Consider the following 25,724-nt stretch of genomic DNA (forward strand, 5'->3'; position numbering starts at 1 on the left):
GCAGTGGGATTCCGGCGATGCCGTGCGGGCCAGCGTCCGGGGTGGGCGTGGGGGGAAGGATCGGTCGAACCGCGCTCGCGCGTCAATCCCCCCCGCGACGAGTGGGGCCGCGCCGCGGCGTGGTCGATAGCATGGGTTCCGAAGCGTGACGAGCGCAACTGAATGAATGCAATTTACCCCAGCAACGAGGAGCGGACCATGAACATCGTATCGACCGGCGCGCGACACAGCGTGCCGAGCGCCGGATAAGCGGAGCGGCACGATGTATCGCCATCTGCTCGTGACGGTCGACGGCGTGCCCGGCGGCATCGACGCGATCGGCCATGCGCTGGAACTGGCGCGTGCGGTCGGCGCACGGGTCACGTTCGTGCTGTCGGGCACCGTGCCGGACTCGCGTTTATCCGGAGCGCGGATGCCGCGACACGATGCGAAAGTGGAAGCCGCCGCGCGGGCGCAGGGCCTGTCCCATGCGATCGCGGGGGCCGGCCATCCGGGGGCCGGCCATCCGAGTGCCGGCGACACGTCGCCCGCCACGCTCGCCGCCGAGCTCGGCTGCGACCTGATCGGCGTGGCGGCGCTGCCGCACGACGCCGATGCCGCGGCAGCCGCGCAACGGCGGGGCCTGCTCGCGACGAGCGACGTGCCGGTGCTCGTGTGCCCGGCGCGGCATGGGCCGGCCGAGGCGCGCGTGATGGCCCGCTGTCTCGCCGCGCATCGTGCGCTCGGCGAGCGGTTGGGGGCGCTGATGATGGCGAGCGAAGGCCCCGACGCTGCCGTGCGGCCGACGGCCGATGCGCCCGGCACGCTGGCGGCGCTGGAATCGCTCGCGGCGCTGCAGAACGCACGCTTCGGCACCTGCGCCGAAGCCCGTCTCTGCGCGGCATTGCGCATGCGGGCGCAGAGCACCACGGCCGAACTCGACGAGCTCGATCGCCAGCGGCGCCGCGATGCGCACGCGCTCGACGCGCTGGCGCGGCTTGCCGCCGACGGGTTGCCGTCGAGCGCGTTCGATGCCGCGCTCGCCGTCTATGCGCGTGGCGCATTCGAGCAGATGGGACGCATGGAAGGCGTGATTTTCCCGGCCGCGCGGCGCTATCTGGTCGACGCCGACTGGAACGAACTGGACGCGCCCCCGGCGAGCGGCGCAAGCGCGACGCCACCGGGCGCGGACGAACCCGACGATGCGTGACACGCATCCGACTGAATACCTACGGAGAACAACATGGCACATGCAGTGCGATTCCACGAAACCGGCGGCCCCGACGTGCTGCGCTGGGAAGAAGTCGACGTCGGCGATCCGGGCCCCGGCCAGGTGCGCCTGCGGCACGAGGCGGTCGGCCTGAACTTCGCCGACACGTATTTCCGCAGCGGCCTGTATCCGGTTGCGCTGCCGGCCGGCATCGGCGTCGAGGCGGCCGGCGTGGTCGAGGCCGTCGGTCCCGGCGTGACGAACGTCGCCGTGGGCGACCGCGTGACCTACACCGGCTTCCTGAACACGCTCGGCGCGTACAGCACCGAGCGGCTGATCGCGGCCGCGCCCCTCGTCCGGCTGCCGGCCGGCATCGCATGCGAAACGGCCGCGGCGATGACGATGCGCGGGCTCACGTCGGCCTACCTGCTGCGCCGCATCCATGCGTTCGCGCCGGGCGACACGATCCTGCTGCATGCGGCAGCGGGCGGCGTCGGACTGATCGTGTCGCAATGGGCGAAGCTGCTCGGGCTCACGGTGATCGGCACCGTGTCGAGCGAACACAAGGCGGCGGTCGCCCGCGCGCACGGCTGCGACCACACGATCGACTACAGCCGCGAGGATGTCGCGAAACGCGTGCGCGAACTGACCGGCGGCGCCGGCGTCGACGTCGTGTTCGACAGCGTCGGCAAGGACACCTTCGAAGGCTCGCTCGATTCGCTGAAGCGGCGCGGGCTGATGGTCTGCGTCGGCACCGCATCGGGCCCGATCCCGCCGTTCGATCCGCAGCGCCTCGCGATGAAGGGCTCGCTGTACCTGACGCGCCCGGCGCTGGCCGACTACATCGCCGATCCGGCCGAGAAGAACGACCTGGCCGGCGAACTGTTCGCGCATGTCGCGGCCGGCCGCATCCGGATCGGGATCAACCAGCGCTATGCGCTGCAGGACGCGGCGCAGGCGCACCGCGACCTCGAGTCGCGCAAGACGACCGGCTCGTCGGTATTCATCGTCTGAGGAGACGCGCATGCGAGTCGAACCCCTGACCTGTGCGATCGGCGCGGAACTGCTGGACGTGAGCCTCGCCGATGCCGTGCACGACGACGGCCTGTTCGCCGAAATCCGCACGCAGTTGCTGCGCCATCGCGTGCTGTTCCTGCGTGACCAGGACATCACGCGTGCCGAGCATGTCGCGTTCGCGCGCCGCTTCGGCGAACTCGAGGATCACCCGGTCGCCGGCAGCGACCCCGAGCATCCGGGGCTCGTGCGGATCTACAAGTCGCCCGACCAGCCGAACGACCGCTACGAGAATGCGTGGCACAGCGATGCGAGCTGGCGCGTGGCGCCGCCGTTCGGCTGTGTGCTGCGCTGCATCGACGGTCCGCCGGTTGGCGGCGACACGATGTGGGCGAACATGGTGCTCGCGTACGAGAACCTGCCGGACCACGTGAAGCAGCAGATCGCGGACTTGCGCGCACGCCACAGCATCGAGGCGAGCTTCGGCGCGGCGATGCCGATCGACAAGCGCCTCGCGTTGAAGGCGCAGTATCCGGATGCCGAGCATCCGGTCGTGCGCACGCATCCCGAAACGGGCGAGAAGGTGCTGTACGTGAATGCGTTCACGACACATTTCACCAACTTCCACACACCGGGGCGCGTGCGCTTCGGGCAGGACGCGAACCCCGGCGCCGGCCAGCTGCTGCACTACCTGATCAGCCAGGCGGCGATCCCCGAATACCAGGTGCGCTGGCGCTGGAAGAAGAACAGCGTCGCGATCTGGGACAACCGCGCCACCCAGCATTACGCAGTAATGGACTACCCGCCGTGCGTGCGCCGGATGGAGCGCGCGGGCATCGTCGGCGACGTGCCGTTTTGAGCACGCGCGCACCGTAACCGATCCGCAACCGATACAACGCGCCGGGCTCGCCGCCCGGCACGGCGGGATACGCACGCCCGTACACCCGAAACACAACGATTTCCACTGGAGGACGACATGCAATTTTTCGACGATTCGCTGCACCCGGAAAACCAGGACAAGGTAGTCATCACGGTCGCGCCGTACGGCCCCGAATGGATGCCCGCCGATTTTCCGGAAGACATTCCGGTGACGATGGACGAGCACGTGCAGAAGGCCGTCGACTGCTACAACGCGGGCGCGACGGTACTGCACATGCATGTGCGCGAACTCGACGGCCACGGCAGCAAGCGGCTGTCGAAGTTCAACGAACTGCTCGGCCGGCTGCGCGAGGCGGTGCCCGACATGATCCTGCAGGTCGGCGGCTCGATCTCGTTCGCACCGGAAGGCGAGGGCGCCGATGCGAAATGGCTGTCCGACGACACGCGCCACATGCTCGCCGAGCTGACGCCGAAGCCCGACCAGGTGACGGTCGCGATCAACACCGTGCAGATGAACATCACCGAGCTGATGAACCGCCAGGACATCGCCGGCACGTCGCTGAACGAACCCGCGCTGTGGGACGCGTACCGCGAGATGACGGTGCCGGCCGGCCCCGGCTGGGTCGACGAACACCTGCGCCGGCTGCAGGCGGCCGGCATCCAGCCGCATTTCCAGCTCACCGGCATGCATGCGCTCGAGACGCTCGAACGGATCATCCGCCGCGGCGTCTATCGCGGCCCGCTGAACGTCACGTGGGTCGGCATCGGCGGCGGCTTCGACGGCCCCAATCCGTACAACTTCATGGAATTCGTGCGGCGTTGCCCGGACGGCGCGTGCATCACGTTCGAATCGCTGATGAAGAACGTGCTGCCGATCAACACCGTCGCGATGGCGCTGGGCCTGCATCCGCGCTGCGGGATCGAGGACACGATCATCGACCAGAAGGGCAACCGGATGACGTCGGTGCAGCAGGTCGAGCAGTGCGTGCGGATTGCGCGCGAACTCGGCCGCGACATCGCGACCGGCAAGGAGGCGAAGGCGATCTACAAGATCGGTGTGCAGTACGACGGCATCGACGAGACGCTCGCGCAGCTCGGGATGGCGCCGAACCGCCGGCCGGGCCAGGCGAGCGTGCCGCTGCGCGCGGCCTGACGCGCCGCGCATCCGGGCGGCCTGCGAACGCCGCCCGCCGATCGATGTGGCGCGGCACCCACCCTCGCGCCGGGCGCGAGGCAAGCTCCGCTTGACGGAGCGGGGCCGCGCAAGCCGCGCCGGCGCGTTGCCGCACCGGTGCCGGAGGAGACACGCATGCTGATTCATCACGTCGAGCCGTCGCTGCAGGAGGCGGCCGCCACCGGCCGGCGCGCACCGGCCTATGCCTGGCTCGTGTTCGGGCTGACCGTCGGCCTGCTGCTGTCGGACTACATGTCGCGGCAGGTGCTCAACGCCGTGTTTCCGCTGCTCAAGCATGCGTGGGGGTTGTCGGACACGCAGCTCGGCTCGCTGTCCGGTGTCGTCGCACTGCTGGTCGGGCTGCTGACGTTTCCGTTGTCGGTGCTCGCCGACCGCTTCGGGCGCGTGCGCAGCATCGTGCTGATGGCCGCGCTGTGGAGCGTCGCGACGCTCGGCTGCGCGCTGTCCACCAATTACGCCGAAATGCTCGTCGCGCGCGGCCTCGTCGGGCTCGGCGAAGCCGCGTACGGCAGCGTCGGCGTTGCACTGATCCTCAGCATCTTTCCGGCCCGCCTGCGCGCGACGCTGACCGGCGCGTTCATGGCCGGCGGCGCATTCGGCTCCGTGTTCGGGATGGCGCTCGGCGGGCTGGTCGGCGCGCATCTCGGCTGGCGCTGGTCGTTCGGCGTGATGGCCGCGCTCGGCATCGTGCTTCTTGTCGCGTACCGCGGCGTCGTCACCGAACGGCGGCTCGCGGCGTGCCGCGTCGAACCGTGCCGGCCCCATCCCGATGCGCCGCGCGACCTGCGCGGCAGCGCGCGCGTGCTGATGTCGGGGCTGTTCGCGTCGCGTTCGGTGATCTGCGCGTATGTCGGCAGCGGGCTGCACCTGTTCGTGCCCGGCGCGCTGTTCGCGTGGCTGCCGAGCTATCTGAACCGCTATTACGCGATGGCGCCCGACCGCGCCGCCGTGCTCGCAGCCGGCTTCGTGCTGCTGTCGGGCGTCGGGATGGTCGGCTGCGGGATCGTCACCGATCGCGTCGGGCGTGCCGACGGCGCGAACAAATGGCTGACCGCGATCGCGTATTGCGTGCTGACGGGCGTGTGCCTCGCGATCGCGTTCCGGCTGCCGCCCGGTCCGCTGCAGCTCGCGCTGATCTGCGCGGGCATGCTGGTCGGCGCGGGGGCGTCCGGCGCCTCGGGCGCGATGGTCGCGAACCTGACGCCGGCCGCGATCCATGCGTCGGCGTTCGCGACGCTCACGCTCGCCAACAACCTGCTCGGCATGGCGCCGGGCCCGCTGCTGACGGGGTGGGTCGCCGATCGCGCCGGTCTCGTCGGCGCACTGCAATGGATTCCCGCCGTGCCGCTGGCGGCCGCCGTGCTGTTCGCGATCGGACGCGCGAGCTACTCGGCCGATATCGCGCGCGTCGAACGCGAACGGCGCGCATCCCGTCTTTCCTGAACCTTCCTGAACCGAACCCTCCCGGAGACTGCATGACCCTCGCGACCGCACCCACCATCCTGATCGTGCCCGGCTTGCGCGATCACGTCGAAGACCACTGGCAGACGCATCTGCAACGACGCCTGCCGAACGCGCGCGCCGTCGCGCCGCTCGAAGCCGACAAGCTGAGCCGAGCCGCGCGCGTCGCGGCGCTCGATGCGGCGCTGGCCGCGATCGACGGCCCCGTGATTCTCGTCGCGCACAGCGCGGGCGTGATGATCGTCGTGCATTGGGCGCTGCAGGCCACGCGTGCGATCGACGGCGCGCTGCTCGCCGCGCCGGCCGATCTCGATACGCCGATGCCCGCAGGCTATCCGGCGCCCGATGCGATCGACGCGCATGGCTGGACGCCGGTGCCGACCCAGCCGCTGCCGTTTCCGAGCATCGTAGCCGCGAGCCGCAACGATCCGCTTGCGCGCTTCGAACGCACCGAGGCGTTCGCGGCGGGGTGGGGCAGCAAGCTCGTCGATCTCGGCGAGGTCGGCCACCTGAACCCAGCGTCGGGATATGGCGAGTGGCATGACGCGGAGCGGCTGATCGGGGAGGTGATCGCGCTCCGTGCGGCCTGAGCGGCCTGAGCGCGCACAACGCATCGCAACACGGCGCGCGGGATTTCATGCCTGCGCGTCCCCGTGAACCGATTCCATTTCAGCGTCGATTGATATACGACGTCCTAACACGCAGTTTGTCCGTTGCACCGTCGCGCCGCGAAATCGGTCAATCAGCCAATCGTTGGCGAACGGAAGGTTTTTGTCAGGGAAAGTCCCGCCCCGCGCCGCTCGGTTTTTTGTTGACCGACATCGTATAACGCCGTCATGATTCCCCGAAAGAAAGGTCCCATCCACCGACCGAAGCGAGGAGACATGAACACCACCACGATCGCGCGCCGTGTCCGCCGGATCACCCTGGCGCTGGGCCTGACGCTGTCGGCCGCGGCCGCCGTCGCGGCCCCCGTGTCGCTGAATGTCGTCGACGTCGCGGGCAACCTGCAGCTCACGCGGGGTGCCATCGAGGCGTTCAGGGAGAAGAACCCGAATCTCGTGTCGAACGTCACGTTCACGAACGCGCCCGCGCCGCAACTGCCGGGCAAGATCAAGGCGATGCAGGCGGCGGGGCGCTCCGACATCGACCTCGTGCTGACGGGCACCGATGCACTGGCCGCCGGCATCGAGCAGAACCTGTGGATGAAGCTGCTGCCCGACAACGCGGGCGCTTTCCCCGGCGTGCTCGACAAGTACGCGCCCGGCCCGCGCAAGATGCAGGATGTCGCGCAGGGCTTCGGCCTCGAAGTCACCTACATGCCGGCCGGCCCGCTGCTCGAATACAACCCGGCGAAGGTCAGCGATCCGCCGAAGACGCCCGCCCAACTGCTCGCGTGGTGCAAGGCGCATCCGAACAAGCTGATCTACGCGCGCCCGGCGAACTCGGGCCCCGGCCGCACGTTCCTGATGGGGCTGCCGTACGTGCTGGGCGACAAGAACCCGCAGGATCCGATCAACGGCTGGGACAAGACCTGGGCGTTCCTGAAGCAACTCAACGACTGCGTCCCGTATTACCCGGGCGGCACGTCGGCCGTGATGAAGGAGCTCGGCGAGGGCACGCGCGACATGACCGTGACCGTCACCGGCTGGGACCTCAACCCGCGCGCGCTCGGCATCGTGCCGGCCGACTTCCGGATCCAGGCGTTCGACGACATGACGTGGGTCAACGACGCGCACTACATGGTGATCCCGAAGGGCGTGCCGAAGGAGAAGCTCGACGTGCTGTTCAAACTGATGAACTTCCTGCTCGAACCGGCGCAGCAGGCGATGACCTACGACGACGGCTACTTCTATCCGGGCCCGGCGGTGAAGGGCGTGACGCTCGAGATGGCGCCCGCGCACAGCCAGGAGGTGATCAGGAAGTTCGGCCGCCCCGAGTACGCGAAGCTGCTCGCGGATCGTCCGCACGTGCAGCCGCTCAATGCGCAGGCGATGGTCGCCGCGTTCCAGAAGTGGGACCGCGAGATCGGTTCGCAGAAGTCGAAATGACGCATGAACCCGCGGGCGCTGCGGCGCCCGCGCCGACGGAGTTCGCGTAATGAAGCACAGTTTCGAACGGTTGCGGCTCGACGGCGTGTGTCGCAGCTTCACCAATGCGGAGGGGGCGCAGGTCGCCGCACTGGACGGGCTCGATCTCGACATCCGGCGCGGCGAGTTCATCGCGCTGCTCGGCCCGTCGGGCTGCGGCAAGTCGACCGCGCTGAACTGCATCGCCGGGCTGCAGCCGCTCACGCGCGGCGGCATCTGGCTCGACGACACGCGCATCGACGTGCTGCCGCCCGAGCGCCGCGGCTTCGGGATGGTGTTCCAGAACTACGCTCTGTTTCCGCACATGTCGGTGCTCGACAACGTCGGCTTCGGGCTGAAGATGCGCGGCGTGCCGAAGCAGGAAACGCGGCGGCGCGCGCAGCAGGCGCTCGAACTCGTGCAGCTCGTCGGCCACGAGGGCAAGCTGCCCGGGCAGCTGTCGGGCGGGCAGCAGCAGCGCGTCGCGATCGCGCGCGCGATCGTCATCGAGCCGCCGCTGGTGCTGATGGACGAGCCGCTGTCGAACCTCGACACGAAGCTGCGCATCGAGATGCGCGCCGAGATCCGCCGCATCCACACGCAGCTCGAACGCGCGACGATCTACGTGACGCACGACCAGGACGAGGCGCTGTCGATGGCCGACCGGATCGTCGTGATGAAGGAGGGCGTCGTGCAGCAGGTCGCGTCGCCGAAGGACGTGTACACGCGCCCGCACAACCTGCACGTCGCGCGCTTCATGGGCTATCGCAACGTGCTGCCGTGTACGCTCGAAGGGATGGCCGGCGACTACGTGAACGTCGCCGCCGCCGGCGTGCGCATCACCGGCGTGCCGATGGTCGGCTTCGACGGCAAGGACGTCGTGGTCGCGCTGCGTCCCGACGACATCGAGCGTGCGGAAGCCGGCGCCGACAACGCGTTCGATGCGACCGTCGAAACGGTCGAGTATGGCGGCCGCGATTCGCTGATCCGTGCGATCACGCCGTTCGGCTCGATCTGGGCGCGGGTCGCCGGCGAATTCGTGGAAGGCGAGCGGTTGCGGCTGCGGGTGGCGCCGGCCCGCACGCTCGTCTATGCGGGAGACGTGCAATGAACGGCCGCTGCGCCGCGTGCGCGGCAGCGCGCCGGCGGGAGGCCGCATGAGCACGCTCGCGACCGGCGGCACGCCGCGCGACGCGAAGGCGTGGCTCGTCACGCCCGCGCTCGCGTTCATCGTCGCGCTGTTCATCTATCCGTTCGCCTATGGCCTCGTGCTGTCGTTCCAGCCGATGAACGGCGGCGGCGCGCTCGCGAACTACGTGCAGTTCTTCACCGACACCGCGATGTGGCCGACCGTGCTCGTCACGCTGAAGCTCGCGGTGCCGGCGACGCTGATCAACGTCGGCATCTCGGTGCCGGTCGCGTTCGCGCTGCGCCGCAACTCGCCATATCAGAAGTTCGTCACCACGCTGCTCGTGATTCCGGTCACGCTTGGCACGGTGCTCGTCGCCGACGGGATGCTCACCTACTTCGGCCCGAACGGCTGGTTCCCGCAAGCGCTGCAGGGGCTGCACCTGTACACGGACGAAGTGCGCCTCACGCACAACTACTGGGGCGTGCTGCTGTCGCTGATCGTGTCGGGCTTTCCGTTCGCGTTCCTGCTGATGCTGTCGTACATCAGCGGCATCGACCCGACGCTCGCGCGCGCCGCGGCCACGCTCGGCGCAAACCCGTGGCAGCAGTTCCGGCGGATCTACCTGCCGCTGCTCGTGCCGGGGCTCACGATGGCCGCGTGCCTGTCGTTCGTGCAGGCGTTCTCGGTGTTCCCGTCGGCCGTGCTGCTCGGTGCGCCGGCCGGGCCGACGCGCGTGATCTCGATCGCGGCCGCCGAAGCCGCGTTCGAGAGCTACGACTATTCGCTCGCGTCGGCGATCGCGATCGTGATGGGCTTCGTGCAGCTGCTGGTGGTCGCGTCGATGCTCGGCGCGCGCCGCTTCTTCTATACGGGGCCGGTGACTGGGGGCAAGGGCTGATGGCGACCGACAATCATGCCGCGCCGGCCTGGCCGCCGAAGCAGGACGCGCCCGATGCCCGCCCCGTCAACGCGAGGACACCGCAGAAGATGAGAAGCAACCTCGCCGGCCGGGCATGGAAAGCCCTCGTGTGGGGGCTGATGGCGTTCTTCCTGCTGAACGTGATGCTGCTGATCGCGACCGTCGCGGTGAACTCGGTCGCGACGCGCTGGTTCGGCACGCCGCTGCCGCAGGGCTTCACGCTGCACTGGTACGCGAAGGCGTGGGAAGACTTCCAGCTCGCGAGCGTGCTGTGGGTGACGGTCGAAGTCGTCGGCGCGGTCGTGCTGCTGTCGGTCGCGCTCGGCGTGCCGGCCGCCTATGCGCTCGCGCGTGTGCAGTTCCGCGGCAAGCGCTTCGCGCTGCTGGTGTTTCTGCTGCCGCTGATGGTGCCGCCCGTCACCTACGGGATCCCGATGGCGACCGTGATGTACAAGGTCGGGCTCGCCGGCACGCTGCCGGGCGTGATCCTCGCGAACCTCGTGCCGGCGCTGCCGTTCGTGATCCTCGTGATGACGCCGTTCATCGAGCAGATCGACCCGAATCTCGAGGCCGCCGCGCGCATCTTCGGCGCGAACACGTGGCGCTATTTCCGCTACGTGCTGCTGCCGCTGCTGGTGCCTGGCATGCTCGCGGCCGCGCTGCTCGTGCTCGTGCGCACGATCGGGATGTTCGAGCTGACGTTCTTCACCGCCGGCCCGAGCACGCAGACGCTCGTCGTCGCGCTGTATTACGCGGTGTTCTCGACCGGCGTGCGCGCGCCGCAGTCGATCGACGCGATGGCGATGATCTACATGGCCATCACGCTGGTGTGGGTCGTGATCGCGCTGCAGTTCGTGAGCCCGACGCAGCTCGTCAGCCGCGTGAAGCAGGAGCGGCAGTAAGCGCGACGGAAAGCGGCGGGGCAGTGACGCGCGTGCCGTGTCGTACCCTTCGGGCCGTCCGCGCTTGCGCAAGCCTGCGTGCAATTCGTTACAAATGGATACCGCGAACGACGCGCCGACGTTGCAGACTACGCAGCGTACCGGCCCGGCGATGCGTTCACTGGCATCGCCGCATGCCGCCCGACGCTCACCCGACCCACGGAGTTCCATGAAGTTTCCCACGCTGCTGACGCTCGGCTGTGCCGCCACGCTGCTGGCCGCCTGCAACCTGCTCCACGACGGTCCCGGATCGAGCAACGTCGACGCCGCGGTGCGACGCGCGCTCGAAGCGGAAAACCACGGCGGCCTGAACGCGCTGTTCGGCCAGCCGCTGCCCGTGTCGGCCGACGTGATTTCCGCGAAGCCCGACGGCGACTGCAGGAAGGTCCGCGAACGCACCTACACGTGCGATGTCGTGGTCACGTGGCGCAACACCGATTACGCGCCGTCGCGAGCGAACCTGACCTTCGTGCAGGCCGCCGATGGGTCGTGGCAGACCTCGGGCGTCGACGCCGCCATCGCGACCGGCACCGCCAAATCGCTGATCGACAAGATCGGCAAGGGATGGCCCGGCAACGCGGCCAGCGGCGCATCGGCGCCGCAGTAAGTCGTCCATCGCGCCTTCTGGCCTTCTATCGAATTTTCCGATTCTCCAGCACGACGGCCGTCGGCCCTCGTTCCAGCGGTTCGAGCACACCTCGCTGCACGGCCGGGCAGGCGTCGGCGCGGGGCATCTCGGCATTCACCCGGCTCCGCTCCGGGCCGTCGACGTGGCGCAATCGCACGGTCGGACTTGAACGGCGGCGGGAATCGACGAAAAGAGGGTACGACCTGAGTGATGGACGGTATGCCGACAGAGATATAGGGAAAACCCTTATTCTTCGTTATAATGTCGGCCTAGAAGAAAGGTCGAACCATGCCAGAACGTTTCCAACCCCTTGAAAAATTTGTGTTTTCCCTGGTCGTGATGTCCGCGGTCGTCTGCTCCGCCTTCCTTGCGTACGAGCGTCACCCCGAGATCAAGATCGCGCTGCACGAAGGCGAAGCGCTGATGCGCGAAAGCGCCAAGTATTCGGTCATCTGCTCGCCGTCCAAGGTCGATCCTTGCGTCGAGATGTCCGCTTACTGAAGCCTGCCCGTCCGCTGACGGCTCCCCGCTGATTCCCGCCGACGCGCGGCCGATGGCCGACACGCGTCGGCGGCGCGCATCGCGCACACGCGCGCACCGATTCGGGCCGCGTGTCGTCTGAACACCGTCTCCCCGATTGTCCGATCCTGCTGCGGCGAGTTGTCTGCAACGCGGCGTCACGTCTTCCTGTCTATGCGCGGCCGATGGCCGACACGCGCTGGCGGCGCGCATCGCGCACCGTGCGCACCGGTCCGGCTCGCGCGTCGCCTGAACACCGTCTCCCCGATTGTCCGATCCCGCTGCGGCGAGCTGTCCGCAACGCGGCGTCACGTCTCCCTGTCTTCATGTCCCCCGGAGCCGGCGCGGCGCTGCCGACGCCACGCAGCACACTGCCGAGCGTCGCCTTCGTGCCTTCCGAGCTCAACCCGCCATCACCACATGCCGCGGCTCGCCGCGCGCAAACGCCGCGACGTTGTCGACGAGCTGGTCGGCCAGCGCCTGCATCGCCTCGTCGCTCGCCCACGCGACATGCGGCGTCAGGATGAACGCCGGATGCGACAGGATCGCGTGGAACGGATGCGCGGCCGGCAGCGGCTCCTGCGTGAGCACGTCGAAGCCCGCGCCCGCGATTTGCCCCGACTGCAGCGCGTCGACGAGCGCGCCTTCATCCACGAGGCCGCCGCGCGCGGTGTTGATCAGCAGCGGCCGGCGTGCCATCCGCGCGAAGGCGGCCGCGTCGATCAGGTTCCGCGTCGCCGGCGTGAGCGGGCAGTGCAGCGTGATCACGTCGCTGTTGCGCAGCAGCGTGTCGAGCGGCACATGGTCGCCGCCCCGGGCGTCGCCGTGCGCGGCGAACAGCACACGCATGCCGAGCGCGCGGGCGAGGGCGGCCACCGCGCGGCCGAGCACGCCGGCGCCGACGATGCCGAGCGTCGCGCCGGCCAGGTCGCGGATCGGATGATCGAAGAAGCAGAACTGTCCGCTGTCGAGCCAGCGTCCCGCGCGCACCGAGTCGCGATACGCGACGAGGCTGCGCCGCAGCGCGAAGATCAGCGCGAACGTGTGCTCCGGCACCGTGCGCGCCGCATACCCGCGAATGTTGCTGACGACGATGCCGCGCGTCGCGCAGGCATCGAGATCGACGATGTCGGTGCCCGTCGCGGCGATCGCGACCATCCGCACACGCGGCGCATCGTCGAGCACCGCCGCGCCGAGCCGGACCTTGTTGGTCACGACGACGTCCGCGTCGCCGATGCGCGCGGCCACTTCGTGCGCGGCCGTCCGTTCGAAGGTCTGGAGGCCGTGCGGAAACGGGAACGGCTTCAGCACGGTCCGCGGCGACAGCGTCGCGCGGTCCAGAAACACGATCTTCGCGGGAGAGGAGCTGGAAAACATGGCGGGTCTCGCTGACGGGCGCCCGGCGGGCACGCAACGGTAACGATTCTGCCAACAGCGCGCGTGATCGGGCTTGAGCATTGCGCGAGTGCGCTTTCCCGCGCGGAAAGGCAGCGCGGCGTTCTCCCGGTCCTACGCGCCGTGTGCCTTTCCGTTCGGGAAAGGCTGGTTGAGCATCGATCGATTTTCGCCGGGCGCGAACGCCGTCATGATCGCCGTCATCGACAACACGATTTCATCGGAGACAGTCATGACGCGACCCCTGGACGGTATCCGCGTGCTGGAACTCGGCCAACTGATCGCCGGGCCGTTCGCGGGCCGGATGCTCGCCGAATTCGGCGCGGACGTGATCAAGGTCGAGCCGCCCGGCGTCGGCGACCCGCTGCGCAAATGGCGGCTGCTGCACGACGGCACGTCGGTCTGGTGGGCCGCGCAGTCGCGCAACAAGACGTCGCTCACGCTCGACCTGCGCACGCCCGAAGGGCAGGACGTCGTGCGCCGACTCGTCGCCGAGACCGACGTGCTGATCGAGAACTTCCGGCCCGGCACGCTCGAAGGCTGGGGGCTCGGCTGGGAGACGCTGTCCGCGATCAACCCGGGGCTCGTGATGCTGCGCGTGTCGGGCTTCGGGCAGACCGGCCCGTATCGCGACCGGCCCGGCTTCGGCGTGATCGCCGAGGCAATGGGCGGCCTGCGCCACCTGACCGGCGAACCGGGCCGCACGCCGGTGCGCGTCGGCGTGTCGCTCGGCGATTCGCTGTCGGCGCTGCACGGCGTGATCGGCATCCTGCTCGCGCTGCGGCATCGCGAGCAGCAGGGCGGCAACGGGCAGGTCGTCGACGTCGCGCTGTACGAATCCGTCTTCAACATGATGGAAAGCCTGCTGCCCGAATACTCGGCATTCGGCGCGGTGCGCGAGGCGGCCGGTAGCAGCCTGCCCGGCATCGCGCCGACCAACGCGTACCGTTGCCGCGACGGCAGGTACGCACTGATCGCCGGCAACGGCGACAGCATCTTCCGGCGCCTGATGGAGCTGATCGGGCGTCCCGACCTCGGCCGCGACCCGGCGCTCGCGCACAACGACGGGCGCGTCGCGCAGGTCGCGCGCATCGACGCGGCGATCGGCGAATGGAGCGCGCTGCACGACCTCGACGACGTGCTCGCCGCGCTGAACGACGCGCGCATCCCGTCCGGGCGCATCTACGACGTCGCGGACATCGCGGCCGATCCGCATTACCGCGCCCGCGACATGATCGTCGACGCCGCGCTGCCCGACGGCACGCCCGTGCTCGTGCCGGGCATCGTGCCGAAACTCGGCGCGACGCCGGGGCGCATCGAGCGTCCCGCACCCGCGCTCGGCGCCGATACCGACGCGGTACTCGAATCGATCGGCATCGATACCGCGACGCGCGACGCCTGGCGCACGCGCGGCGTGATCTGAACCGGCCAGCGGAGCGACGACATGAGCAAGCCCCCCCAACGACTCTACATCCACGAAGTCGCGACACGCGACGGTTTCCAGAATGAAGCGGCGTTCGTCGACACCGACGACAAGATCGCGCTCGTCGACGCATTGAGCGCCTGCGGTTACGCGAAGATCGAGGTCACGTCGTTCACGTCGCCGAAGGCGATCCCCGCGCTGCGCGACGCGGAGGCCGTGATGCACGGCATCGTGCGCGCGCCGGGCGTCGTCTATACGGTGCTCGTGCCGAACGTGCGCGGCGCGCAGCGCGCGCTGTCGTGCGGCGTCGACGCGGTGAACCTCGTGATGTCGATGAGCGAGAGCCACAACCGCGCGAACCTGCGGATGACCCGCGAGCAGTCGTTCGCCCAGCTGCGCGACGTGATCGACGCGGTGCGCGGCACCGGCGTCGCGATCAACGTGTCGCTGTCGACCGCGATGGGGTGTCCGATGGAAGGCGACGTGCGTGACGAAACCGTGCTCGCGTGGATGCAGCGCTTCGCGGATCTCGGCGTGCACGGCTTCACGCTGTGCGACACGACCGGCATGGCGTATCCGTCGCAGGTGCGCGCGCTGGCCGAACGCGCGCGCGAGCGCTTCGGCGCGCTGCAGCTCACGCTGCACTTTCACAACACGCGCGGGATGGCGCTCGCGAACACGCTCGCCGCGCTCGACGCCGGCATCGACCGCTTCGACGCGTCGCTCGGCGGGCTCGGCGGCTGTCCGTACGCGCCGGGCGCGACCGGCAACGCATGCACCGAGGAGCTCGTGCACATGCTCGCGCTCGACGGCTACGATACCGGCATCGACCTCGCGGCCGTGCTCGCCGCGGCCGCACGGCTGCCCGCGCTGATCGGGCATGACGTGCCGAGCCAGATCCTGAAGGCAGGCCGCCGCTCGGACCTGCATCCGGCACCGCGCGCCGAAGCCGGCGACATGCCGGCGCAGCGGGCTTTTTCGTGAACAGTCGTCAACAGGAGCGAATCACATGGCGCTGATCGACCACCTCGACCATCTCGTCCTGACTTGCGTCGATCCGGAGCGGACGAAGCATTTCTATACTGAAGTGCTCGGGATGCAACTCGAAACCTTCGGCGCGGGCCGGCTCGCGTTCCGCTTCGGCAATCAGAAGATCAACCTGCACGTGCGCGGCGCGGAGTTCGAGCCGAAGGCGCACGTGCCGGTGCCCGGCGCGCTCGATCTGTGCTTCATCGCGTCGGTGCCGCTCGACGACGTGATCGCGCATCTGCAACGCGTCGAATGGCCGATCGTCGAAGGGCCCGTCGAACGCACCGGGGCGACGCAGAAGATTCGGTCGGTGTACGTGCGCGACCCGGACCTGAACCTGATCGAGATCTCCGAATTGATCTGAGCGGTGCTCGTCGTGCGCTTCATCGTGCCGCTTTGTCGTACTGCTTAGTCGTGCCGGTCCGCCCGTTTGCTCGCGGGCCGGCACGACGTGCCCGCCAAGCGGCAGTCCTCCGCCGAAAGCGGACAAGCGCACGCCGCAGCCGCCGATTCCGGATAGCCGGCCCCGGTCACGCTGCGGATAATGTGCAACGGCGCCGGCCCGTCCGGCGCCTGCGCCGCGGGCACCGCGAATCCCGCGTAATCCGCCTATCCGCGTATTCGCCTATCCGACCGGACGCTTCCCGAATGACGATCCTCTATCGCGGCATGGACCGCGCGGCGCTCGACGCCGCCTACCTCAACACGAAGGCCGTTGCCGATTTCCCGGCCGTGCTCGCATCGTGCCAGGCGCGCAGCAGGGCGCTTTACGACGCGACGCCCGGGCAGCGCGACCTGCGTTACGGCGCGCGCCCCGCGCAGCGCTTCGACTGGTTGCGCTGCGGCCGGCCCGACGCGCCGCTGTTCGTGTTCATTCACGGCGGCTACTGGCAGCACTGCGCGAAAGAGGATTTCGCGTACGCGGCCGCCGGGCCGCTCGCGCGCGGCTTCGACGTCGTGCTCGCGGAATACACGCTTGCCCCGGCCGCATCGATGACCGACATCGTCGGCGAGATCGGCACGTTGCTCGACTACCTCTCGACCGATCCCGACGGCATCGGCACCGCACCGCGGCCGATCCACCTGAGCGGTCATTCGGCGGGCGGCCACCTGACTGCCGTGTATCGCGCACATCCGGCCGTCGTGTCGGCGCTCGCGATCAGCCCGCTCGTCGATCTCGAACCGATCTCGCTGTGCGTGCTCGACGAGAGGCTGCAGCTCACCGCGCACGAAATCGCCGCGTACAGCCCGCTGCGTCATATCGGGCCCGGCGCGCCGACCGTCGTCGCGGTCGGCGTGGCCGAGTTGCCGGAGCTCGTGCGCCAGGCCCACGAATACGCGCACGCATGCGAGGCGGCCGGCGAGCGGATCGCGCGCGCCTGGCTGCCCGGCATGCAGCACTTCACGGTGCTCGACGATCTCGCGACACCCGACAGCGCGATGCTCGCCGCGTTGCAGGCAGTCGCGCCGCGCTGAGCGCGCCGTATTGCACCGATTCGCACGAATTCGCATCGATTCGCGCCGCGCGCGGCCGGGCGTATGATCGGCATCAGGCCGGGCCGGCGTCGTTCGTCCACGCAGCATGGCTTTCCCCAGGACCTCATCATGGTGAACCCGCTTCATTTCGATCTGCAGTCGCTGCGCGTGTTCGCGCTCGTCGCCGAGCACGGCAGCCTGACCAAGGCGGCCGAACACGGCCAGCTCACGCTGTCCGCGGTCAGCAAGCGAATCGCCGAGCTCGAGAGCGTGACCGGCAGCGCGCTGTTCGTGCGGCATGCGCGCGGCGTCGAGCTGACGCCGGCGGGCCGCGCACTGCTCGACCATGCGGCAAAGGTCATCGAGCAAGTCAACCGGATGGCGCACGAGATGAGCGACTACGTCGCCGGCGTGCGCGGCCACATTCACGTGTGGACCAACACGTCGGCCATCGTCCAGTTCCTGCCGGCCGATCTCGCCGCGTTCCTCACCGACAACCCCGGCATCAAGGTCAGTCTCGAGGAGCGGCTGAGCCACGAGATCGTCGACGCGCTCGGGTCCGGCAAGGCCGATCTCGGCGTGTTCGCGGACAACGTGCCCGCACCCGGCATCGAACGCCGGCTGTACCGGCGCGACGAGCTCGTGCTGCTCGTGCCGCGCGGGCATCGCTTCGCCGCGCACGACAGCATCCGCTTCGCGGATACGCTCGATGAAGACTACGTCGGCCTGAGCGACGGCAGCTCGCTGCTCGCGCGGATGACCGACGCCGCGTTCGCGGCCGAGCGCTCGCTGAAGCTGCGCATCCAGGTATCGAATTTCGACGGTGTGAGCCGGATGATCGAGGCCGGGCTCGGGATCGGCGTGCTGCCGCGCGACGCGGTGACCGGCGAGCGCGCGGCGCGGCTCGGGGTCGTGAAGCTCGACGACGCGTGGGCGACGCGCACGCTGTGGGTCGGCGTGAAGGCCGGCACCGTGCTGACCACCGACATCGCGAAGCTGTTCGATTTCATGTCGGCACGCTGAACGAGCGGAACGCGCCGCACGCGCGATGCACGCCGGGGCACGCATGCGCACGCCCCGGACAGCGCGTCGCGTCATACCGGGTTGATGTCGTCCTGGCTGCGCCGCGTGGTCAGCGGCCCGAGCACGCGCAACGTGACGGCAACGATGCCGAGCGCGACCGATATCACGCCGAACATCGCACCCGCGCCGTGTGCGACCAGCACCGGTAGCAGCACGAACGGCAGCGCGCCGCTGACGATGCGCGACAGTGCGTACGTGCTGCCTATCGCGGTCGAGCGTACACGCGCCGGGAAAATCTCCGCCTGGTACACGTGATAGGCGTTGCTGAACACGTTCGACGCGCAGGTCGTCAGGAAACCGAAGCAGACGATCAGCGTCGTATTGCCCGAATACGCGAAGCACAGCCCGAACGCGGCGATCGACAGGATCGACACGATCACGAGCGTGCGCCGCTCGATCCAGTTCAACAACGGAATCGACAGCAGCGAGCCGATCGGATAACCGATGAACGACAGCGCAATGAACAGCGTGCTGTCCGTCACGTCGAAACCGCGGCTCTTGACGACCGTGCCCGCGAGCGTGCCGAAGCCGTAATAGCCGAAGCCCTGGAACAGGTGGAACACCGCGAGCATCAGGTAGCGCGCACCGTAGGGCCGGCGGCGCAGCAGCGCGATGCGCTCGCCGAGACTCAGCGGTCGCTGCGGTTCGGCCGACGCCGCGAACTGCTCGGGCACGCGCACGCCGGCGCTGTCCGCGAAGCGCCGCGCCGCGGCATGCGCCTCCGCCGTGCGGCCCTGCGCGAGCAGCCAGCGCGGACTCTCCGGCAGCCGGTGCTGGATCAGCAGCACGTATACGGCGCCGAGGCTGCCGATCGCGAGGATGATGCGCCAGCCGGCCACGCCCGCGATGTGAAGCGGGTTCAACCAGAGCGCGAGGAAGCCGACCAGCGGCACCGCGACGTATGAAGTCGTATAGGCCCACGCGGCGAGCCGCCCGCGTTTTTCCCTCGGCAGGATTTCCGACAGGAAGCTGTCGGCGACCGGGTAGATCGCGCCGACACCGATGCCCGTCAGGAATCAGCATGCCACCAGCATGTCGGCATTCACCGAGAACGCGCCGATCAGCGAAAACGCGCTGTACCAGACGAGCGTCATCAGGAATGCCTTGCGCCGGCCGATGCGGTCCGCGAGGCTGCCGAGACACATCGCGCCGACGAACATCCCGATGAATGCCGATGCCAGCAGCAGCTTGAAATCGGCGCTTTGCCGGCTCAGCCCGTATTCGTTCTGCAACGCGGAAGCGATCGTGCTGACGAGGAAGATCTCGTACATGTCGAAGAACAGCCCGATGCCGATCACCCAGACGACGAACCGGTGCAGCGCGCCGACCGGCAGGTCGTCCATGAATTCGCCGAGCGTGATGCCGCGGGCGGGCAGGGCCGTCGCATCGGCGCCGGCCCGGGCCGCGGGCGGTAGGGCGGACGCGGGATCTCCTGCAGTGCCGCCAAGGTCGAGGGATTGGCTGTTCATCGTGTCTCCTGATTATCGATTTGCCGTGGCGCGACGCCCGGCCATTCGCGGCCGGCGTTGCGGGCCCGGTCGCACGACGCGACGCACGTGCCCGCCAGGCCCGTGAAAGGCCGGATGCGCGGGTGACGCCGATCGTCCGAAACATGGTGGGCGAATTTGCGCGGCGCGATAATTGCGGATGCCTCAAGCATCCTTTCCTACGCAGAAAGGCTGCGGAACGCCCGCGGGACGGGCGTCGGACGGTGCGGCGGCCGCTGCGGGAACACGAGGGCAGGGAAAACCATGGGTGAAGTGGCGCGTGTCTGGCGTTCCGTGATGCCGTAGCGCGCGGTTCGGTGTCGGCCAGATCGGCCGACGTCGCACAACGGAGCCGCGGGCCTGGCTCCCGCGTTCGTCGGCGTCCGTCGATCGATGGAACGCATCGGGCGAGCACGTTGCCGGTCATCGCGACGCGCACGGATCGGAACGTCCGGCCGTCGCGGTCGCACCGGCATGGACCGCGGCGTCGCCCCGTTCATCCCGGACCGTATCAGACGCAACAGCCTGCAACCCTGCCGCCAGGTCGGGCGCGATGCCGAGTTGCGCGGCCGCTTGCTCGCGCGGGCCGAAGGTGCGGACGTCGACGCCGGCGATCTGCTGGAACAGCACGAGCGCGCTCAGGTAAGCGCCCGGCACGCCCGGATGCAGATAATCGGGTCGCGAGATCGGCGGGTCGTTCTGCGCATGCATGCCGTACCACAGCAGCGGCGCGCCGGACGGCACATACGGGTCGGGATCGGCAACACCGGTCGCCCATGCACGCTGCCACGCGCGGCCGACCGGCGCGACCGCGGCGATCGACGGATCGGTGCGGCGCGCGCGATCAAAAGCATCGCGATACGCGGCGACGATCTCGGCGAGACGCTCGACGTAGCGTGCATGAAAACCGTCGCTGCCCGGCTCGCCCGCGAGCGCTTTCGCGAGATCGGCGCGCGGCCAGGTTTCATACAGATAGACACGCGCTTGCGGCGCCGCCGCACGAATGCCGCGCGCCAGCTTCGCGACGCTCGCGCAGAAACCGGCCGGATCGCTCGCGCGGCTGTGCGTGAGTGCGAACGGCAGCGGCTTGACGCTCAGTTCCTGCAGGACGACCACATCCCACGCGGGCCGATCGATCACGTCCGATGCAACGCGGTCATGTTTCGCGAGACTCGTCGCCGACATCGCCTCGAGGTGCACGTCGTAGTCGAGCCCGGCTTCGACGGCAAGGCGCGCGAAGATACCCGGAATTCCGCCCCACGGGCCCGGTTCGCGTTCCGCGCGGGCATCGGTCCGCCCGAAGTTTTCGTCGACGACCTCTGCGGGGCCGGCGACGCCCTGGCCGCCGGTGCGCATTGCGCCGTACGAACGCACGGGCGCGTAACGGCCGTGTGTGAGGCTGTCGCCGACGAACAGGATGCGCTGCGGGACGTGGGCCGCCGGCACGTCCGCGGCAAAGGCGGCCGTCACCGGCCCGGCGACCAGCAACGCGGCGATGCACGTCAGCGCGCAACGCGTGACCAGGCAAAGGAACGAGGGTACGGCAGGCATGTCGGTCATCTCGGGGTTCCGGAAGGACGCGTGGCCGCAGTATTTCACGAAGCGGCGCGACGGGGCATCTGCCGTTCGGCAGACTTGGAGGCGGTTTCCCGGTCCGCTATCCTGAGCGCTGGATTTCTGAAACGCCGGCCCGCCGGCCCCCCCCCGCGTGCCACCCGCGGCACGCTCCCCGTTTGCGTTCGCGCCGCCCACAGGAGACGCACGACATGATTCCCTCGACCGACAACCGGACGCTGTTGCGCACGCTCGGCATCCGCACCCCGATCATCCAGGCGCCGATGGCCGGCGTCAGCACGCCCGCGCTGGCGGCAGCCGTGTCGAACGCGGGCGGGCTCGGCTCGCTCGGCGTCGGCGCGACGAACGCCGACGGCGCGCGCAAGATGATCCGCGACACGCGCGCGCTCACCGACCGGCCGTTCAACATCAACCTGTTCTGCCACCAGCCGGCCCGTGCCGACGCTGCCGTCGAACGCGCGTGGCTCGACTGGCTCGCGCCCGCATTCCACGAACAGGGCGCGACGCCGCCGGCGTCGCTGTCGGAGATCTATACGAGCTTCGTCGCGGACGATGCGATGCTCGCGATGCTGGTCGAGGAAAAACCGGCCGTCGTGAGCTTTCATTTCGGGTTGCCGTCCGACGAGGCAATCGCGATGTTGAAGCGCGCGGGCGTCACGCTGTTCGCGGCCGCGACGAATCCCGACGAAGCCCGGCAGATCGCCGCGGCCGGCATCGATGCGATCGTCGCGCAGGGCATCGAGGCCGGCGGGCACCGTGGCGTGTTCGACTCGACGGTGCACGACGATCGGCTCGGCACGTTCGCGCTCACGCGGCTGATCGTGCGCGAATGCGCGCTGCCGGTGATCGCCGCCGGCGGCATCATGGACGGCGACGGCATCGCCGCGGCGCTCGCGCTCGGCGCGCAGGCCGCGCAGCTCGGCACCGCCTTCGTCGCGTGCCCGGAGACATCGATCGACGACGGCTATCGCCGCGCGATCCTCGGCGACGCGGCGCGCCGCACGACGTTCACGAGCGCGATCTCCGGGCGGATCGCGCGCGGCCTTGCGAACCGGTTGACCGCGCTCGGCGATGATCCGCACGCACCGGCCACGCCGGCCTATCCGATCGCGTACGACGCCGGCAAGGCACTGCATGCGGCCGCGAAGGCGAAAGGCGAGTTCGGCTACGGTGCGCAGTGGGCCGGGCAGGCGGCGCCCCTCGTCCGGTCGCTGCCGGCGGCCGAGCTGTTCGCGACGCTCGAGCGCGAGACGCGAGCGGCTATCGCGCGGTTGCAGCACGTGCTGGACTGATTCCCGGGCCCGCGCCGCGCGCACCGGCGCTGGGCCAATGCGCCGCAATGCCACCGCAACGCGCGGTGCCGGGCACAAAATTGCAATGTTCTGTATCCGCACGCCGCGCGGATACAGCGCGATACAAAGCATGGGCCCGGGCCCGCTATAAAGCAGACATGACCTCCTGAGGAGCACGACATGTCTGCTACATGGTTCAACGGATCCTGCCATTGCGGCGCCGTGAAATTCGAAGTCCGGACGGCGCTTGCGCCGGCGGTCCGCTGCAACTGCAGCCTCTGCCGCCGCCGCGGCGCGCTGATGAGCCCGATGTTCGACGCAAGCGAACTGAAGATCGTCGCAGGCGAGGGCGCGCTGACGAGCTACCGGTTCAACACACGCACGGCCCACCACTTTTTCTGCAGCCAGTGCGGCATCTATCCGTTCCACCAGACTCGCAAGGATCCCGCGTGCTGGCGCGTCAATCTCGGCTGCCTCGAGGGCGTCGATCCGTACGCGCTCGAAGCCACGGTCGCCAACGGTGCGAGCCTTTCGGTCGTGGAGGACGCATGAAACGCTGGCTGATGATCCTGCTGTTCGCCGCGGGCGGCCTCGCGACCGAAATCGCCCATCCGGTGCAGTGTTCACTGCTGTCGATCAGCCGGCAGCGGGTCGGCACCCGCCGGGGCCGGAACGACAGCCAGTACTGAACATACAAGCGCGGGCGGGCGCCGCGCGAATCGCATCCTGTTGATCGGAAACGATAATCATGCTTCCGATAAGATCGCACGCGATATATAATCGGTTCATCTGCGACACGATCCCGTGTCGAGGGAGGACGCTCATGAAACCGACCGAAGCACCATCGCCCGCCACGCCGAAACTGTCCGAGTTCCTGTGTTTTGCGATCTACTCGACGAACCTCGCGTTCGGCAAGGCATACAAGCCGATCCTCGAAGAGCTCGGCCTCACGTACACGCAATACATCACGATCATTGCGCTGTGGGAGGAGGGCAACCAGACGGTCGGGCAGCTCGGTGAAAAGCTGTTCCTCGAATCGAACACGCTGACGCCGATCCTGAAGAAACTCGAGGCGATGGGCTATCTGGAGCGGCACCGCGATCCGTCGGACGAGCGCCAGGTGCTCGTGAGCCTGACGAAAAGCGGCCGCCGCGTGCGCGAGAAGGGGCTCGACATGGACCTCGTCGAAGCCACCGGGTTGAAGCCCGACGAATTCGCGAAGATGCAGAAGGCGATCGTCACGCTGCGCGGCAACCTGATCGATTCGATCGACGAATAGACACACGCCGGCGGCGCACCTGCCGCCGGCCATTGCCGCAGTTTCCGCAATTTCCGCACGCGTCCGGCGATCGCGTCCGACGCACCGCCGCGACGCGGCCGTTACGGCCGGCTCTCAGGCTGGCCCGTCCGGGTCTCCTCACGCTCCAGCACCAGCAAATGCATGTCGCGGCGCGTCACGAAGCCGAGTGCCCGATAGCGCTCGATCGCGACTTGATTCGACGTGAGCACGTGCAGGAATGGCGTTTCCGCCCGCGCGCGGATGGTCGCGATCAATGACCGGATCAGTCGGCCCGCGAGGCCCTGGCCCCGAAACGCGGCATCCACACACACGGCGCTGATCTCCGCATGGCCGCCGGCCCTCAGCCGCTGACCGGTCATCGCGACGAGCCGGCCCTGCCTGCGCACACCGATATAGCCGCCGAATTCGACCGTACGCGGGCCGAACGGGCCGGGTTCCGTCGCCGCGATCAGCGCGAGCATCTCCGGCACGTCGGCTTCGGTCAGCGGCACATGCTCCGAAGGATCGGCGGCGTCGAGCGCTCCCTGCCAGATCATCTGATGCAGCGTCGCACGCCGGACTACCGAAAGACCGGCCGGCGTCGGGATCTCGTCCGGCGAGAACAGTGCCGCCGGCCCGTAGGCGTCGATCAGTCCGCGCAACGCGTCGAACGCGGCCGGGCTGCGGTCGGCCATGCCGGCAAATGGCGCGAGCGCCGGTGGAAACCGCCGCGCACGCGCTTCGCCGAGCGCAAAACGGTGCTGCTCGCCGGCGAGCGCATGCCATACGGCGTTGTCGAGCGGATGCGATCCGCCTTCTTCGTGTCCCGCCGTTGCTTCCTGCATCGAATGCTCCTTGATTGAACGCCGTCCGTCGCACAGCATAGACGCGATCGGTCGCGCAGGTTGCAGACAAACAAAAAGCGCACGCGATTACATCGCATGCGCTTTATTTGACGGACGGTATCGCCGATTTCGTCGTGACGTTCAATGACCGAAATAGATCGAGCGCTCGGCCATGCTAATCGCGCTGCGACCGCCGGATTGCGTCGCGCCGTCGGCGTTGCTGCCATAACCGGCTGACTGCGTGTCGGCCGCCGTCGCGCCGTTGTCGCGAACCCGCTTCAGCGCTGCCTGCAGGTTGTCCGGGTAGTTCGGATCGTTCGGGCGATTCGGCAGATAGCCGGCCTGCTGGAGCGCAGCCAGCTCCGCCCGCACCTGCGCGCGCGTCACGGTGCTTTCGGTTGCGAAGGCCGGTGCGGCAACGGAAGCCGACACGGCGACGAGCAGGGCTGCAATCAGTTGAGTCTTCATCATTCACCTCGATAGAAAAGAGCGTATTCAGGGTTGTCCGGGCACGCCGGCAATCAATGTCGGTCGCGGTTTCGTTCAATGGCCAAAGTAGATCGAGCGCTCGGCGACACGCGTGACGGCACGGCTGCCCGACTGCGTGACGGCGGCGGCGTCGCTGCCATAACCGGACGTCGCCGTATCGGCCGCGACGGTGTCGTTGGCGTGGATACGCGTCAGCGCGGCCTGCAGATCGTCCGGATAGTGCGGATCGTTCGCGCGGCCCGGCACATAACCGGCTTGCTGCAGCTGGACGAGCTCGGTACGCACTTGTGCACGCGTCACGACGGCTTCACTGGCAAAGGCCGGGGCGGCAACGGCGGCGGACACGGCAACGAGAAGGGCAGCGATCAGTTGGGTTTTCATCATTTACCTCGACAAGAAAATAGC

The 25,724-nt window shown here is 68.7% G+C and carries 26 protein-coding genes and 1 pseudogene; 21 read left to right on the forward strand and 6 right to left on the reverse strand.

Features of this window, described 5'->3' with window-relative positions:
- The first annotated feature begins 262 nt into the window (after nt 1-262).
- From ACVK00_RS29695 to ACVK00_RS29750, 12 genes are all read left to right on the forward strand, one after another.
- Nucleotides 263-1,189, forward strand: a complete 927-nt coding sequence (locus tag ACVK00_RS29695; protein ID WP_284901829.1) for a universal stress protein — start codon at nt 263-265, stop codon at nt 1,187-1,189.
- A gap of 33 nt (nt 1,190-1,222) precedes the next feature.
- Nucleotides 1,223-2,203 (forward strand): quinone oxidoreductase family protein, encoded by a 981-nt coding sequence (locus tag ACVK00_RS29700; RefSeq protein ID WP_228904197.1) that lies wholly within the window; start codon nt 1,223-1,225, stop codon nt 2,201-2,203.
- Nucleotides 2,204-2,213: 10 nt separating this feature from the next.
- The gene (locus ACVK00_RS29705) at nt 2,214-3,062 is read left to right on the forward strand and encodes a TauD/TfdA dioxygenase family protein (protein ID WP_105834409.1); all 849 of its coding nucleotides are present in this window, start codon (nt 2,214-2,216) and stop codon (nt 3,060-3,062) included.
- 117 nt (nt 3,063-3,179) lie between these two features.
- On the forward strand, nt 3,180-4,235 hold the full coding sequence (locus ACVK00_RS29710; protein WP_228904201.1) for a BKACE family enzyme: 1,056 nt from the start codon (nt 3,180-3,182) through the stop codon (nt 4,233-4,235).
- A 156-nt stretch (nt 4,236-4,391) separates the two neighbouring features.
- The gene (locus ACVK00_RS29715) at nt 4,392-5,720 is read left to right on the forward strand and encodes an MFS transporter (protein WP_228904205.1); all 1,329 of its coding nucleotides are present in this window, start codon (nt 4,392-4,394) and stop codon (nt 5,718-5,720) included.
- A 32-nt stretch (nt 5,721-5,752) separates the two neighbouring features.
- A complete protein-coding gene (locus ACVK00_RS29720) occupies nt 5,753-6,328 on the forward strand; it encodes an RBBP9/YdeN family alpha/beta hydrolase (protein WP_284901823.1) in 576 nt (191 codons plus the stop codon).
- 294 nt (nt 6,329-6,622) lie between these two features.
- Nucleotides 6,623-7,789, forward strand: coding sequence for an ABC transporter substrate-binding protein (locus tag ACVK00_RS29725; RefSeq protein ID WP_228904211.1), 1,167 nt, complete (start codon nt 6,623-6,625; stop codon nt 7,787-7,789).
- Between the two features lie 49 nt (nt 7,790-7,838).
- Complete coding sequence (locus ACVK00_RS29730) at nt 7,839-8,918, forward strand: ABC transporter ATP-binding protein (RefSeq protein WP_228904213.1); 1,080 nt, start codon at nt 7,839-7,841, stop codon at nt 8,916-8,918.
- Nucleotides 8,919-8,964: 46 nt separating this feature from the next.
- Entirely contained in the window at nt 8,965-9,837 is an 873-nt protein-coding gene (locus ACVK00_RS29735; protein ID WP_284901819.1) for an ABC transporter permease, read from the forward strand.
- Nucleotides 9,837-10,760 (forward strand): ABC transporter permease, encoded by a 924-nt coding sequence (locus tag ACVK00_RS29740; RefSeq protein WP_284901817.1) that lies wholly within the window; start codon nt 9,837-9,839, stop codon nt 10,758-10,760. Before ACVK00_RS29735 ends, ACVK00_RS29740 begins: the two co-directional genes overlap by 1 nt.
- Nucleotides 10,761-10,968: 208 nt before the next feature.
- Nucleotides 10,969-11,406 (forward strand): hypothetical protein, encoded by a 438-nt coding sequence (locus ACVK00_RS29745; RefSeq protein WP_354122973.1) that lies wholly within the window; start codon nt 10,969-10,971, stop codon nt 11,404-11,406.
- 309 nt (nt 11,407-11,715) lie between these two features.
- On the forward strand, nt 11,716-11,928 hold the full coding sequence (locus ACVK00_RS29750) for a hypothetical protein (RefSeq protein WP_006753449.1): 213 nt from the start codon (nt 11,716-11,718) through the stop codon (nt 11,926-11,928).
- Nucleotides 11,929-12,348: 420 nt separating this feature from the next.
- Here the strand turns inward: ACVK00_RS29750 and ACVK00_RS29755 are convergent, their stop codons facing one another.
- Complete coding sequence (locus ACVK00_RS29755; RefSeq protein ID WP_284901812.1) at nt 12,349-13,323, reverse strand: D-2-hydroxyacid dehydrogenase; 975 nt, start codon at nt 13,321-13,323, stop codon at nt 12,349-12,351.
- A gap of 250 nt (nt 13,324-13,573) precedes the next feature.
- Between ACVK00_RS29755 and ACVK00_RS29760 the strand changes: the two genes are divergently transcribed.
- The 5 genes from ACVK00_RS29760 (at nt 13,574) to ACVK00_RS29780 (ending at nt 18,292) form a co-directional block, all read left to right on the forward strand.
- On the forward strand, nt 13,574-14,764 hold the full coding sequence (locus ACVK00_RS29760) for a CaiB/BaiF CoA transferase family protein (protein WP_228904223.1): 1,191 nt from the start codon (nt 13,574-13,576) through the stop codon (nt 14,762-14,764).
- A gap of 21 nt (nt 14,765-14,785) precedes the next feature.
- Complete coding sequence (locus tag ACVK00_RS29765) at nt 14,786-15,748, forward strand: hydroxymethylglutaryl-CoA lyase (protein WP_284901810.1); 963 nt, start codon at nt 14,786-14,788, stop codon at nt 15,746-15,748.
- A 25-nt stretch (nt 15,749-15,773) separates the two neighbouring features.
- Nucleotides 15,774-16,157, forward strand: coding sequence for a VOC family protein (locus ACVK00_RS29770; RefSeq protein ID WP_284901808.1), 384 nt, complete (start codon nt 15,774-15,776; stop codon nt 16,155-16,157).
- A gap of 284 nt (nt 16,158-16,441) precedes the next feature.
- The gene (locus tag ACVK00_RS29775; RefSeq protein WP_284901806.1) at nt 16,442-17,269 is read left to right on the forward strand and encodes an alpha/beta hydrolase; all 828 of its coding nucleotides are present in this window, start codon (nt 16,442-16,444) and stop codon (nt 17,267-17,269) included.
- 129 nt (nt 17,270-17,398) lie between these two features.
- Nucleotides 17,399-18,292, forward strand: a complete 894-nt coding sequence (locus ACVK00_RS29780; RefSeq protein ID WP_166723577.1) for a LysR family transcriptional regulator — start codon at nt 17,399-17,401, stop codon at nt 18,290-18,292.
- A gap of 71 nt (nt 18,293-18,363) precedes the next feature.
- Here ACVK00_RS29780 and ACVK00_RS29785 read toward each other — a convergent pair.
- Both ACVK00_RS29785 and ACVK00_RS29790 read right to left on the reverse strand, forming a co-directional pair.
- A pseudogene (locus ACVK00_RS29785) lies at nt 18,364-19,821 on the reverse strand (MFS transporter).
- Between the two features lie 441 nt (nt 19,822-20,262).
- A complete protein-coding gene (locus ACVK00_RS29790; RefSeq protein WP_284901804.1) occupies nt 20,263-21,390 on the reverse strand; it encodes a hypothetical protein in 1,128 nt (375 codons plus the stop codon).
- A 215-nt stretch (nt 21,391-21,605) separates the two neighbouring features.
- Between ACVK00_RS29790 and ACVK00_RS29795 the strand changes: the two genes are divergently transcribed.
- The 4 genes from ACVK00_RS29795 (at nt 21,606) to ACVK00_RS29810 (ending at nt 23,985) form a co-directional block, all read left to right on the forward strand.
- Nucleotides 21,606-22,706 carry an NAD(P)H-dependent flavin oxidoreductase gene (locus tag ACVK00_RS29795; protein ID WP_284901802.1) on the forward strand — a complete coding sequence of 367 codons (1,101 nt, stop codon included), beginning with the start codon at nt 21,606-21,608 and terminating at the stop codon, nt 22,704-22,706.
- A 180-nt stretch (nt 22,707-22,886) separates the two neighbouring features.
- Complete coding sequence (locus ACVK00_RS29800) at nt 22,887-23,258, forward strand: GFA family protein (protein WP_228904238.1); 372 nt, start codon at nt 22,887-22,889, stop codon at nt 23,256-23,258.
- The gene (locus tag ACVK00_RS29805) at nt 23,255-23,395 is read left to right on the forward strand and encodes a hypothetical protein (RefSeq protein WP_166723572.1); all 141 of its coding nucleotides are present in this window, start codon (nt 23,255-23,257) and stop codon (nt 23,393-23,395) included. The genes ACVK00_RS29800 and ACVK00_RS29805 overlap by 4 nt, the downstream gene beginning before the upstream one ends.
- 134 nt (nt 23,396-23,529) lie before the next feature.
- The gene (locus ACVK00_RS29810; RefSeq protein WP_006754188.1) at nt 23,530-23,985 is read left to right on the forward strand and encodes a MarR family winged helix-turn-helix transcriptional regulator; all 456 of its coding nucleotides are present in this window, start codon (nt 23,530-23,532) and stop codon (nt 23,983-23,985) included.
- A 101-nt stretch (nt 23,986-24,086) separates the two neighbouring features.
- Here the strand turns inward: ACVK00_RS29810 and ACVK00_RS29815 are convergent, their stop codons facing one another.
- From ACVK00_RS29815 to ACVK00_RS29825, 3 genes are all read right to left on the reverse strand, one after another.
- A complete protein-coding gene (locus tag ACVK00_RS29815) occupies nt 24,087-24,830 on the reverse strand; it encodes a GNAT family N-acetyltransferase (protein ID WP_354122974.1) in 744 nt (247 codons plus the stop codon).
- Between the two features lie 141 nt (nt 24,831-24,971).
- On the reverse strand, nt 24,972-25,301 hold the full coding sequence (locus ACVK00_RS29820; RefSeq protein ID WP_228904242.1) for a DUF4148 domain-containing protein: 330 nt from the start codon (nt 25,299-25,301) through the stop codon (nt 24,972-24,974).
- A gap of 72 nt (nt 25,302-25,373) precedes the next feature.
- On the reverse strand, nt 25,374-25,700 hold the full coding sequence (locus ACVK00_RS29825; protein WP_284901839.1) for a DUF4148 domain-containing protein: 327 nt from the start codon (nt 25,698-25,700) through the stop codon (nt 25,374-25,376).
- Between the last annotated feature and the right edge of the window lie 24 nt (nt 25,701-25,724).

The organism is Burkholderia sp. PvR073 (assembly GCF_054055695.1).